Here is a 12,511-nt window from a genome sequence, read left to right on the forward strand (position 1 = left end):
TATGCTTTATCTAAGTTTCAAACCGATAGTAGTTAGCTTTTTCGGGCAATAAACAACCGTATTGCCTAGCCAGATTGCGCTTAAGTCACTGATTTTAAAATGCTGTTATGACAATATGATGAATTGCCTGTCTTTTCGCGCTAAGGAATGCGCATGAAATAAAATCTGTTGAACAGGCGAAAGTACGGCAACCCCTCCCTCCTGAGCGAAGCCGAAGGGCTCCCCTTGGCAGGGGGAGGAGCTTTTTCCCCTAACTTTCGCCTCTACGACGGAGAAGCCATAAGCTCCCTCCCCTGCCAAGGGCGACTGCATGGATGCACACCCTCAGGGGTGTAAAGGAGGTAGAGCAACGCAGGAGCAGTTGCCGAGAGGGCTGGGGTGGGGTTTAATACGCAGAGATGCAATGGAACGCCTACTTAATTTTATGCGCGTTCCTAACGCACAATCAGCAAGCCAACCCTAGCAAACGGGGCAGGTTACTGTCCGCCAAAGGTAGGCGGCATTGCCTAGACTTTTTCACCCATACCTTAACTGGAAAACGGCAAGAGTATGAACAGAACCCTGATCCCCCTATTAGTAGTCGCCAGCCTCTTCGGCCTGGGTATACCAGCAGCAGATGCAAAAACCCCGCGCTGTGAGCGCACCAAAATCTACATCCCCATCGGCTGGTGCGAACCGACCCGCGCCGATTATCGCGGCGACTGGTTACGCTTTAAAAAAGAGACCCCCATCCCCTTCCATATCAGCGGCTACTTTAACGGCGACGGCCAAAAAGACGAGGCTTGGATTTTGTTTGACGAACACCGTAAAAACTGGGGCGTTTTCGTCTTCCTCAACCAAGGCGAAGGACTCTTCACCCCCCTGCAAATCGACGACACCCGCTTTGAAGATTTAAGCCCGCAAACCACCCAACTGCAACTCCTCGACAACACCGTCCATGAAACCGCCTGCGGCAAAGGCTATTGGGAATGCGCCCAAAACGAACCCGCCAAAGTAAAGATCAAAAACAACGGCTTCTTACTGTCCCCCTACGAGCAAGGCGGGGCGCAAATTGTCTACTGGGAAGACGGGCAATTTAAAAAAGTGTTTTTGAATGATTGATTGGCTTAAGTAGACAGGAACACGCAAGAAATAAAACCTGCTGCACAGGCGAAAACACGCCCCCCAGCCTCCGCGTTCCCTGAGCGAAGCCGAAGGGGGACAGAGGGAAGAGCATTTCCCCCCAACTTTAGCCTCTACAACGGAGAAGCCCTTGGCTCCCTCCCCTGCCAAAGGGAGGACTGGGGTCACTGCCATTAAGTTAAGGGGTTATGTTTTATATTTCAATAAGATACAGATTGTGAACGTAGTAAGTTAATCCGTTCGTGGTGAGCCTGTCGAACCATGGGCGGATTAACCGTCTACCCTTCGACAAGCTCAGGGCGAACGGTTAATCCTATTTGGCGTTACATGAACACATAACATATTGATTAATAATTATTAATCCTTATCTTACTTTGCAAGCACCGCTAAGACGCACTTAAGCAAAAGCAATCGGCGTTGCACAACTGCTAAAATAAATACCCTGCCCTATTTTCATGAACGTTAGGTAAAATTATCCCCACACCAGTACAGCATTAGGCGATAATGATTACCCTCCCTGATGTAAGCTTGGCGGATCAGCGGGGTTAAGGGTTACGGACATTTTAATAGGATAAGCAATGTATTCACTCATCGCATTTGCGACCCAATGGGGCAGTAAGTATGGCGGCATTAATAGCTTTAACACGGATTTTTTAACGGCGTTTGGGGAGCATTATCATTCGCAGGTGCAGACGGTGTGTCTGGTGACTTCGATGACTGAGCAAGAGGTTAAAGAAGCCAAAGCCGTTAACGTTACGCTGGTGGCATTGCCTTTTAAACCTGATGACAAACACTTTACCGATAAACACGCCAAATCGGCGCTTGCGGAGTTAAAAGAGCAAGCCATTATTTTTGATCCAACCCGCACCGTTTGGCTAGGCCATGATAGGATTAGCGGCGCGGCGGCACTTGAGGCGGCTAAATTGACAGGCGGGCGGTCGGCGTTAATCCATCACATGAGCTATGATGCTTATGAAAGCTTTGCCGAAGACTCGGAAAGCGCAGATACAAAAAAACGCGAACAACGGCGTTTATTCAAACAAGCGGCTATCCATCTAGCGGTAGGGCCGCTGTTAAAAGCCGCCTTAGTGCAATTGACGGATATTAATGCCGACCAAATCCATCAAATTATCCCCGGTTTAGCGGAGATAACCCCGCGCGTTAATCCCCCAACCCGATTTGATGTGTTTTTTAGCGGCAGGTTGAGCGATGATGCGGCAAAAATCAAGCAAGGACATTTAGGCGTTGCCGCTTTTTCTACCGCTATTGCCGATGCCCACCGCAATAACGGCCCCCATTCATTGCTACACCCCAAAATGCTCTTACGCGGCGTTAATTTTGAATCCGCGCCGAACTACGCGCCCGCCCTCTCACCCGAACAATTAGAACAAGACCTGCAAAAGTTCGCCGAAGGCTATGCCCACGCGCGGATTAATCTACAAGCCTTGCCTTATACGCAAGACCGTGAAGAGCTGTTCGATGACTTGAAAGATGCCAGCGTCGCCTTAATGCCCTCATGGCATGAAGGTTTCGGCTTGGTCGCATGGGAGGCGATAGCAGCGGGCGTGCCGTTAATCGTCAGCAAAAATAGCGGTGTGTATGAGTTGCTGAAAGCAGAATGTAAACGCACAGTAGGCGGGTACGTCGAGGCGGTTAACATACGCGGAAAAACCGAAGCCCCCTATTTTCACGACGATGACTTAGCGGAAATAGCCAAAGCGATTAAAACGATTGCCGATAATTTTGACGATGCCCGAAACAGTGCCGCCGAGTTACGCGCCAAACTCAGCCACTACACCTGGCAAGCCTGCGTCAGCAACGTCGCCCAACATTTCGGCTGGGATTTGCCAAACTCCCCAAGCGGAGCTTGGCGATTCCCTACTTTCGCATGGCAAACTGCCACACTATCATCGGCGCTAAGCGGTTTCACTTCCGAGTTCGGGATGGGGTCGGGTGGTTCACGCTCGCTATGGTCACCAAGCAATTCGGTGCGCTTGGGGGGCTGGCCCCAAGCTGTGCGGGGGGCTTGCGCCCGCCGCCGGAAACCTGTAAAGTTTTTGTTCGCATTAAGAAAGCGCAGGCCTTAGGCCACAAACCCATTGGGTGTTATAAGGTCAAGCCTCACGGGCAATTAGTACACGTTAGCTGCACGCATTACTGCGCTTCCACACCGTGCCTATCAACGTCGTAGTCTCCGACGGCCCTTCAGGGGACTTTAAGTCCCGGGGAGATCTCATCTTGGGAGGGGCTTCCCGCTTAGATGCTTTCAGCGGTTATCCTGTCCGCACGTAGCTACCCAGCAATGCCCTTGGCAGGACAACTGGAACACCAGCGGTGCGTCCACTCCGGTCCTCTCGTACTAGGAGCAGCTTCCCTCAAATCTCCAACGCCCACGGCAGATAGGGACCGAACTGTCTCACGACGTTCTGAACCCAGCTCGCGTACCACTTTAAATGGCGAACAGCCATACCCTTGGGACCTGCTTCAGCCCCAGGATGTGATGAGCCGACATCGAGGTGCCAAACACCGCCGTCGATATGAACTCTTGGGCGGTATCAGCCTGTTATCCCCGGAGTACCTTTTATCCGTTGAGCGATGGCCCTTCCATACAGAACCACCGGATCACTATGACCTACTTTCGTACCTGCTCGACTTGTCCGTCTCGCAGTCAAGCACCCTTATGCCATTGCACTCATCGCCTGATTTCCGACCAGGCTGAGGGTACCTTCGTGCTCCTCCGTTACTCTTTGGGAGGAGACCGCCCCAGTCAAACTACCCACCAGACACTGTCCCCAGCCCGGATGACGGGCCCAGGTTAGAACTCCAAACAAACCAGGGTGGTATTTCAAGGTCGGCTCCGCCAGGACTGGCGTCCCGGTTTCGATGCCTCCCACCTATCCTACACAAATCGGTTCAAAGTCCAGTGTCAAGCTATAGTAAAGGTTCACGGGGTCTTTCCGTCTAGCCGCGGGGACGCTGCATCTTCACAGCGATTTCAATTTCACTGAGTCTCGGCTGGAGACAGTGTGGCCATCGTTACGCCATTCGTGCAGGTCGGAACTTACCCGACAAGGAATTTCGCTACCTTAGGACCGTTATAGTTACGGCCGCCGTTTACTGGGGCTTCGATCAAGAGCTTCGCTTGCGCTGACCCCATCAATTAACCTTCCAGCACCGGGCAGGCGTCACACCCTATACTTCCACTTTCGTGTTTGCAGAGTGCTATGTTTTTGCTAAACAGTCGCAGCCACCAATTTTTTGCAACCTGTTGGGGCTCCACCCGCGTGGGGCTTCACCTTACAGGCATACCTTATCCCGAAGTTACGGTATCATTTTGCCTAGTTCCTTCAGCCGAGTTCTCTCAAGCGCCTTAGAATTCTCATCCCACCCACCTGTGTCGGTTTACGGTACGGCTGCCCATAACCTGAAGCTTAGAGGTTTTTCTTGGAAGCATGGCATCCATCACTTGCGCCCCTAAGGGCTTCGCCGTCACGCCTCGGAATTGTAGCCCCCCGGATTTGCCTAAGGGGCCTTCCTACACGCTTAGACCGGCACTTCCAACCGCCGGCTGATGTAGCCTTCTCCGTCCCCCCATCGCAGTTATGGCCAGTACAGGAATATTAACCTGTTTTCCATCGGCTACGCCTTTCGGCCTCGCCTTAGGCACCGACTCACCCTGCGTCGATTAGCGTTGCGCAGGAAACCTTGGGTTTTCGGCGAGGGAGTTTTTCACTCCCTTTGTCGTTACTCATGTCAGCATTCGCGCTTCCGATACCTCCAGCCAACTTCTCAATTGACCTTCGCAGGCGTACGGAACGCTCCTCTACCACCGCGCATTGCGCGGTCCGTAGCTTCGGTACTAGGCTTAGCCCCGGTAAATCTTCCGCGCAAGCCGACTCGACCAGTGAGCTATTACGCTTTCTTTAAAGGATGGCTGCTTCTAAGCCAACCTCCTGGCTGTCTGTGCCTTCTCACATCGTTTCCCACTGAGCCTAGATTTTGGGACCTTAGCTGACGGTCTGGGCTGTGTCCCTTTCCACGACGGACCTTATCACCCGCCGTGTGTCTCCCGTGCTCAAACTTGTTGGTATTCGGAGTTTGCATCGGGTTGGTAAATCTAGACGACCCCCTAGCCGAAACAGTGCTCTACCCCCAACAGTCATACACGAGGCGCTACCTAAATAGCTTTCGAGGAGAACCAGCTATCTCCGAGCTTGATTAGCCTTTCACTCCGAGCCACAGCTCATCCCCATCTTTTTCAACAGATGTGGGTTCGGCCCTCCAGTCAGTATTACCTGACCTTCAGCCTGGCCATGGCTAGATCGCCCGGTTTCGGGTCTAATCCCAGCGACTGAACGCCCTGTTCAGACTCGCTTTCGCTACGCCTCCCCTATTCGGTTAAGCTTGCCACTGAGATTAACTCGCTGACCCATTATACAAAAGGTACGCAGTCACCTAACAAAGTAGGCTCCCACTGCTTGTACGCATACGGTTTCAGGGTCTATTTCACTCCGGTCTCCCCGGTTCTTTTCGCCTTTCCCTCACGGTACTGGTTCACTATCGGTCAGTAAGGAGTATTTAGCCTTGGAGGATGGTCCCCCCATATTCGGACAGGGTTTCACGTGCCCCGCCTTACTCGTTTTCACAGACACAGGTTTTCGTGTACGGGGCTATCACCCTGTATCGCCGGACTTTCCAGACCGTTCCACTAACTATGTGCCTGCTTAAGGGCTAATCCCCGTTCGCTCGCCGCTACTAAGGGAATCTCGGTTGATTTCTTTTCCTCCGGGTACTTAGATGTTTCAGTTCCCCGGGTTCGCTTCCCGCCACTATGTATTCATGGCGGGATACCCTTGCGGGTGGGTTGCCCCATTCGGAGATCCGCGGATCAAAGTTTGTTTGCAAACTCCCCGCGGCTTATCGCATGCTACAACGTCCTTCATCGCCTCTTACTGCCTAGGCATCCACCGTATGCGCTTATTCGCTTGACCTTATAACCCCAATGGGTCTGTTTGCCGCCGCCCCTGGGGGCGGCGCAGATATCGGGGCATGAGGCCGAGCCTGTCGCTCGTTCTTAATGCTTTTGGTGCGGCGCGCCGCTAAGCGTGCCGCGTTTACAGATTTCCGTGTTGTTAAAGAGCGGTGGCTTTCGCCAAGTTTCATCGGTTTTCACCAATCCTATAAGGCCTTTTCCCGCCGCTGGTGCGGCAAAACCGTATAGGGTTGGCCTGCGTGGGCCATGCCCCGCCACGCCTGTCGGGCGCGTCCGTTTTTTTGTTTTGTGTTATGCTGTACCCTGCCGTACCCTGACCGCCGGTAACCCGGTGGTGGAGCCAAGGAGGATCGAACTCCTGACCTCCTGCGTGCAAGGCAGGCGCTCTCCCAGCTGAGCTATGGCCCCGTGGGGTGTGGCATCCAGGCCCTGGCACTGCCGTCTGGCGGCGGTGGTGGGCCTGGGAGGATTTGAACCTCCGACCTCACCCTTATCAGGGGTGCGCTCTAACCAACTGAGCTACAGGCCCAAGGCTCATACCGTTTTGACCGAAATAATGTGTTGTGGGCGCTCATGGCGGCCTGCGCCTTTGTAAGGAGGTGATCCAGCCCCAGGTTCCCCTAGGGCTACCTTGTTACGACTTCACCCCAGTCATGAATCACAAAGTGGTCAGCGCCCCCCCGAAGGTTAGACTACCGACTTCTTTTGCAACCCACTCCCATGGTGTGACGGGCGGTGTGTACAAGGCCCGGGAACGTATTCACCGCGGCATTCTGATCCGCGATTACTAGCGATTCCGACTTCATGCAGTCGAGTTGCAGACTGCAATCCGGACTAAGACCGGCTTTCTGGGATTGGCTCACTTTCGCAAGTTCGCAGCCCTCTGTACCGGCCATTGTAGCACGTGTGTAGCCCTACCCATAAGGGCCATGATGACTTGACGTCGTCCCCACCTTCCTCCGGTTTATCACCGGCAGTCTCCCTAGAGTTCCCGGCATGACCCGCTGGCAACTAAGGATAAGGGTTGCGCTCGTTACGGGACTTAACCCAACATTTCACAACACGAGCTGACGACAGCCATGCAGCACCTGTCTCTAAGTTCCCGAAGGCACCCCCGCGTCTCCGCAGGGTTCTTAGGATGTCAAGGGTAGGTAAGGTTCTTCGCGTTGCATCGAATTAAACCACATGCTCCACCGCTTGTGCGGGCCCCCGTCAATTCATTTGAGTTTTAACCTTGCGGCCGTACTCCCCAGGCGGTCAACTTATCGCGTTAGCTTCGCCACTTACCCCATAATTGGGGCCAACGGCTAGTTGACATCGTTTACGGCGTGGACTACCAGGGTATCTAATCCTGTTTGCTACCCACGCTTTCGTACCTCAGCGTCAGTTTGGGTCCAGGGAGTCGCCTTCGCCACTGGTGTTCCTTCAGATCTCTACGCATTTCACCGCTACACCTGAAATTCCACTCCCCTCTACCTAACTCTAGCCCGCCAGTTTCAAATGCCGTTCCCAGGTTGAGCCCGGGGCTTTCACATCTGACTTAACGGGCCGCCTACGCACGCTTTACGCCCAGTAATTCCGATTAACGCTTGCACCCTCCGTATTACCGCGGCTGCTGGCACGGAGTTAGCCGGTGCTTTTTCTATGGGTAATGTCAGTCTGCCGGGTATTCGCCGGCAGGAGTTCCTCCCCATTAAAAGTGCTTTACAACCCTCAGGCCTTCTTCACACACGCGGTATTGCTGGATCAGGCTTGCGCCCATTGTCCAATATTCCCCACTGCTGCCTCCCGTAGGAGTCTGGGCCGTGTCTCAGTCCCAGTGTGGCTGATCATCCTCTCAGACCAGCTATGGATCGTCGCCTTGGTAGGCCTTTACCCCACCAACTAGCTAATCCAACATAGGCTCATCCTATAGCGCGAGGCCCGAAAGTCCCCCGCTTTCCCCCTTGGGGCGTATGCGGTATTAGCGTGGGTTTCCCCACGTTATCCCCCACTACAGGGCAGATTCCTATGCGTTACTCACCCGTCCGCCACTCTCATTGCCGAAGCAACTACTCGTCCGACTTGCATGTGTTAAGCATACCGCCAGCGTTCAATCTGAGCCATGATCAAACTCTTCAGTTTAAATCAGCTTTGCCACTTAATAAGATAAGCGGCCAATCTTGGTTCCGACAGAAAACTAAACGTAAATTTTGAATTGACGTGTTGTCTTGTATCGGCTATTTTATTGCGCAATAGCCGCCACAAGCACCCACACACATTATTTCGATCCGGTCTGTTAAAGAGCGTCGGGGTTGTCACCCCGGCTAAGTCCGACTATTATACAGAGCCAAACCAGCTTGTCAAATCTTTTTTTTCGTGCCGTGTATAGCAGGTGCACTTCTTTTCGGAACGGACACAACCGACCAGGCGCGGGAAATCCTTGGGCTTGGCGATCTCGGCGTAAGCGGGGGCGGATTCGGGGTGGTTGGGGACGGTGGGGGTAAAATCAAAGCGCCTTTTCAGGTCTTGGGGCGAACCGTGGGAAACGGCGGCGGGGTTGGCGGGGCTGACATCGGCGGCCGGGGCGGTGGTGCTGACCAGCGGGGCGATACGGGTCGAATAAAAGCGGTAGCACAACCAAGCCGCAAAAACGGCGAAAAAAGCCAAGGCGTAGACGGTGGCGGGGATTTTGCGGTTAAGCTTGGTGTGGATAGTGGCGGATTTATAGAGCTTAAAAACGTGCTTGGGGATGACGTAGGTGGATTTAATGGCGGTGGCGGTGGACTGGACATTGCTGGTGGCTTCCGGCCACTCGTAAGCGACCCGCCGCGCCCAGGTCCCGGTCAAATGGATATGCTTGGACACCAAACGCTTAATGTTAGAGTCGAACAAATTGGGATGCTGGGTGACCAGATAAAAATCCAGGCCTTTATGGCGGTGGGTCTCAAAAGCGGCGACCTGGTCCGGCACCTTGGCGGCGGAGGAGCGGGGACGGAAAGCGTTTTGGACTTCATCAATAAAAATGACCGCACCGTCAGGCGCCCAGATGTGCCAATCGTCAATTTTCAAGAGGGTGTCAGGTAACGCCGGGCAAACGTCGCAACTGTGGGAACTGCACCGGACAGCCTCATGGGCGATGGTCAGATCAGGGACACCGTGGACAAACAAGGGGCGGTTGCCTTCTTTCAAAATCTTGAGCATCTCGGCGAGCGTGTAGGACGTCTTGCCGGAACCGGGGACACCCGTAACCAAAGTGATCATGCGCCCTACCCTATCTTGGCGAGCTTGTCGATGAACTGGAGGGCGGCACGGGCGGAAATGGCACCAAGGATGATGCCGAAACCGTCGATGAATCCGGTCATGGACAAAATGGAATAGAGGACACCGCCCGTGGATTGGATGGAACTGACGGCACTGCCGATAAACGACTCGACGGCGGCGGAATAGCCCGCGTAGGTCGCCCAGCCAAAGCCCAAGCCACCTAAAACACGGGCGGGAATCTTTTCGAAAAGGGCAAAAACCCAAGCCAATATGGCGGACATCAGCCAACCCCCAACGGCGCCGCGAGTATCCGCGCGGCGGCAAGATAAGACAGCGCCAAAACCAAATAATAGAGGGAATCGGCCAGATCACAAATATAGGCAAAAGACAGGCTGTAAGTGCCGAATGACAAGGCGATAGGCACATCGGCAGGACAAGAGCCGGAACCCGTCACCCTGGGGGAAAAATCCGCGTCTATGGGCTTAGTGTCCAAATCCACAGCATCGACATCGGGCAAATCGGACGGGCAAAACAGCCAGTCGGGATGGTCGGCGCAAAAATCCAGCTTATTGAGGATGGCGTCCAGTAAATTGGTGATGGGGGTCAGGTCGATACTGAAACCTTTCAGCCAGTCGAGAATGTCGGACAGGACGGACAGGCGGGTCACCCACTCCAAAATGGCATCCCATGTGCTGTTGCCGCGGTCGAGCTTGCCTTTGATGTCGTCGAGCTTGCCGTTGGTGTCGTCGTGCTTGCGGCGCAGGTCGTCGAGCTTGTCGTTGCCGTCCTGGCCTTTTTGGCGCAGGTCGTCGAGTTTGTCTTTGATGTCGTCGAGTTTGCCGTTGGCGGCCTCCTGCTTGCCGAGCTGTTGGTCAAGCTTGGAGAGCATGTCATCAATCTGTTGTTTTTGCACGTCGAACTTGCCGTTCATTTGGGACATCAGGTCTTTGACGGTGCTGAGGGAATCGCGCATGGCGGAGAGGTCGATCTGGGACTGACCGAGTTTGCTGTAAATGTTGGACAAATAAGACACAGCCTCGAAAACGTCGGCGGCGATGGTGCCGACCTTAATGAGGGTTGACAGGCCGTTGCCGTTGGCGGTCTTGGCGGCGGACAGGATGCCCGCCAATTCGTTGGAGCGGGTGGTGTTGACCGCGCCGAGTATGGAAATCAGTTGGGCGCTCATGGCTTGCAAGGTGGCGTCACAAGCCAAAGAGCCGCATTGGGTCGGTTCTTGTGTGCCGCCCGTGCCTGTGCCGGGGTCGGTACCTGTGCCCGTACCTGTGCCTGTGCCGTCGTTGTTGCCGCCGCCGCCGTTGCCGTTGGGGTCGGTCGGCGGCGGGTCGGGCGTGGTGGGGTCTGGCTCGCAATCGTAAGCCCCCACATTATGGGAGCCTGCCGGACAGGTCACAGGGGGGTCAGGCGCACACGTCCAATTATCCACATTATGAGTATGCGGAGTAATATTGACACAATTAATAGGTGGCTCGGCACAAGAAGAAAGAGGCGAATCAACAAAAGCTTGATAGCCATTAGGACCCAGACAGGACTTAGAAACACACAAAGAAGAACCGTCAGAAGGGCATTCGGCAGGAGGCGTAACTTCAAGATGTACGGTACATGTAGACAGTGTGCCGGGAAGAGGATTGGCTAAAGTAACACTTTTATCATAGCAAACTTTTGGTTGCCCTTTACATGTATGAGTAACGACATCGTAAGTTTTGGACGGGTCATCGCAAGGCGCAGAATAACTGTAAATACCCAAACCCACGCCAGAAGAAGAAGATTTTAAATAAACAGCACCCGGATAGCCATCATAACAAGTAGTTTTGCCCGGTGGATAATTGGCGCTATCTGTTTGACAAGCAGCATAAGCACCCGCCCTATCCATAGCAAACAAAGAAAAAGAAGCCGACAAAAGCAACAGCAATAAAGATAAGCGGTAAAAGCGCATATCAGCTAAACATAATAAAAGCGGAGCCGATGACCGCGATGAGGATGCAAATGCTTTCAATGTCCATCAAAACGACCTCTTTAAAATTTTAAAACCGAAGGCGACGGCGAGGACGGCGACCACCGCCCAAGCAAGGTCAAGGGAATCGGCGACCGAAAGGCCAGTATAAGAAGAATCAAAACCCAAGCGGGCACAATCGGGGACGTAAAGCGTCGCGCTATGGGCAACAGAATCGGAAGAAAGGTAAACGACCGCCAAATCGTTGGCGGATGTGGGGGTCACGGACTGGATCAGGCCGAAACCGTCAAGCACCAAACGGCTTTGGACGGAATCGGCAACGGACTGGATATCAGGATAGCAATAGGAGTTGTATAGGTTCACAGCCTGCCCCCCCGGACAGATGGCGGGGCACGAAACCCCGCCGGACGAAAAAAGGCTACAGCGCCTTGCGCAAATACTTGAAGGCCATCACGGCGACGATGACGACCAAGACCGCCGCGCCGAGGGTGGCGGCATCGGTGCCGACAGCGGTCAGGGCGCCAGTGACGGCGGACACGTCGGCGCTGGCGGACTGCTCAAGGACAACGGCACCGCCCAAGGCGACGGCGACCGCATGGGATTTTTTGTGGTTCAGAAGCTTACGGATTGAGTGCATAAAAAAATCTCGGTTAAAAACGCCGGAGCCGCCGGCACGGTTTGGGCTATCAGCCAAAAACGGTCAATCGGGGGGGGCGCCTGCACGCGCGATGCGTCCTTGCGTCCTTTCGCACGCGCAGGCGGCGGCGACGGGGGCGGGGGATTATGCAGACACGCCCTTATAAAGCGAGCAAGCCATAACGCGGTCAGGCGGGGGCGGCCAATTGCTGGTAAATCTGGGCTGAAACCTTGTTAAACGCATCAATAAAAGGCTGTTTGACGGGTATCAGCGTGGTGGGGGCGAAGCCGTCAAAGGACATCGAGCCGTACTTATCGGGCTTGATGTTGGTCTGGAGCTCAAAAGCGTAATCGCCCTCGGGGTAGCACTTCACGCCGGAAGGCAGGCGGATGCGGTACTCGGTGGGGAACTTGGAGCCGGACTTGTAAACCCAGATTTTTTGTTGGTACTCCAGTTCGCCCGTGGTGGGGTGGGCGCGGGAGGTGACGGCATCGGTTTGGGCGCGTTCGGTAAAAGCCAATACTAAAGACATGACGGTAGTTCT

At 54.2% G+C, this 12,511-nt stretch carries 7 protein-coding genes, 2 tRNA genes, 3 rRNA genes and 1 pseudogene; 2 read left to right on the forward strand and 11 right to left on the reverse strand.

Translation table 11 applies throughout. The features are described from left to right. The first annotated feature begins 549 nt into the window (after positions 1-549). Together CEK71_RS21495 and CEK71_RS24230 are read left to right on the forward strand one after the other, a co-directional pair. Positions 550-1,101 carry a hypothetical protein gene (locus CEK71_RS21495; RefSeq protein ID WP_088621295.1) on the forward strand — a complete coding sequence of 184 codons (552 nt, stop codon included), beginning with the start codon at positions 550-552 and terminating at the stop codon, positions 1,099-1,101. Between the two features lie 599 nt (positions 1,102-1,700). Then, positions 1,701-2,930 (forward strand): annotated as a pseudogene (locus CEK71_RS24230) (glycosyltransferase family 4 protein); the annotation flags it as partial. Between the two features lie 57 nt (positions 2,931-2,987). On the opposite strand, the gene rrf reads toward CEK71_RS24230, so the two are convergent. From rrf to CEK71_RS21555, 11 genes are all read right to left on the reverse strand, one after another. After that, a 5S ribosomal RNA gene (gene rrf, locus CEK71_RS21505) occupies positions 2,988-3,103 on the reverse strand. Between the two features lie 129 nt (positions 3,104-3,232). Then, a 23S ribosomal RNA gene (locus CEK71_RS21510) occupies positions 3,233-6,113 on the reverse strand. 334 nt (positions 6,114-6,447) lie between these two features. Then, positions 6,448-6,523 (reverse strand) — tRNA-Ala (locus tag CEK71_RS21515). Between the two features lie 44 nt (positions 6,524-6,567). Further along, positions 6,568-6,644: transfer RNA gene (locus CEK71_RS21520), tRNA-Ile, on the reverse strand. A 63-nt stretch (positions 6,645-6,707) separates the two neighbouring features. Beyond that, positions 6,708-8,239 (reverse strand): 16S ribosomal RNA (locus tag CEK71_RS21525). Together the 16S, 23S and 5S rRNA genes with 2 tRNA genes alongside form the textbook arrangement of a ribosomal RNA operon. A 195-nt stretch (positions 8,240-8,434) precedes the next feature. Further along, complete coding sequence (locus CEK71_RS21530; RefSeq protein ID WP_088621296.1) at positions 8,435-9,358, reverse strand: zonular occludens toxin family protein; 924 nt, start codon at positions 9,356-9,358, stop codon at positions 8,435-8,437. A gap of 5 nt (positions 9,359-9,363) precedes the next feature. Next, entirely contained in the window at positions 9,364-9,639 is a 276-nt protein-coding gene (locus CEK71_RS21535; protein ID WP_088621297.1) for a DUF2523 family protein, read from the reverse strand. Next, positions 9,639-10,802 carry a virulence factor TspB C-terminal domain-related protein gene (locus tag CEK71_RS21540; protein ID WP_157679551.1) on the reverse strand — a complete coding sequence of 388 codons (1,164 nt, stop codon included), beginning with the start codon at positions 10,800-10,802 and terminating at the stop codon, positions 9,639-9,641. The genes CEK71_RS21535 and CEK71_RS21540 overlap by 1 nt, the downstream gene beginning before the upstream one ends. A gap of 576 nt (positions 10,803-11,378) precedes the next feature. Beyond that, the gene (locus CEK71_RS21545) at positions 11,379-11,693 is read right to left on the reverse strand and encodes a hypothetical protein (RefSeq protein WP_088621299.1); all 315 of its coding nucleotides are present in this window, start codon (positions 11,691-11,693) and stop codon (positions 11,379-11,381) included. 55 nt (positions 11,694-11,748) lie between these two features. After that, positions 11,749-11,967, reverse strand: a complete 219-nt coding sequence (locus CEK71_RS21550) for a major capsid protein (RefSeq protein ID WP_157679553.1) — start codon at positions 11,965-11,967, stop codon at positions 11,749-11,751. A 187-nt stretch (positions 11,968-12,154) separates the two neighbouring features. Beyond that, the gene (locus CEK71_RS21555) at positions 12,155-12,499 is read right to left on the reverse strand and encodes a single-stranded DNA-binding protein (RefSeq protein ID WP_088621301.1); all 345 of its coding nucleotides are present in this window, start codon (positions 12,497-12,499) and stop codon (positions 12,155-12,157) included. Between the last annotated feature and the right edge of the window lie 12 nt (positions 12,500-12,511).

Origin of the sequence: Methylovulum psychrotolerans, assembly GCF_002209385.1 — a bacterium.
GTDB lineage: Bacteria > Pseudomonadota > Gammaproteobacteria > Methylococcales > Methylomonadaceae > Methylovulum > Methylovulum psychrotolerans.

Coding starts and splice junctions, on each gene's coding strand:
- CEK71_RS21535 (WP_088621297.1), bottom strand. CDS start 9,639: ATGTCCGCCATATTGGCTTGGGTTTTTGCCCTTTTCGAAAAGATTCCC.
- CEK71_RS21555 (WP_088621301.1), bottom strand. CDS start 12,499: ATGTCTTTAGTATTGGCTTTTACCGAACGCGCCCAAACCGATGCCGTC.
- CEK71_RS21495 (WP_088621295.1), top strand. CDS start 550: ATGAACAGAACCCTGATCCCCCTATTAGTAGTCGCCAGCCTCTTCGGC.
- CEK71_RS21550 (WP_157679553.1), bottom strand. CDS start 11,967: ATGCACTCAATCCGTAAGCTTCTGAACCACAAAAAATCCCATGCGGTC.
- CEK71_RS21530 (WP_088621296.1), bottom strand. CDS start 9,358: ATGATCACTTTGGTTACGGGTGTCCCCGGTTCCGGCAAGACGTCCTAC.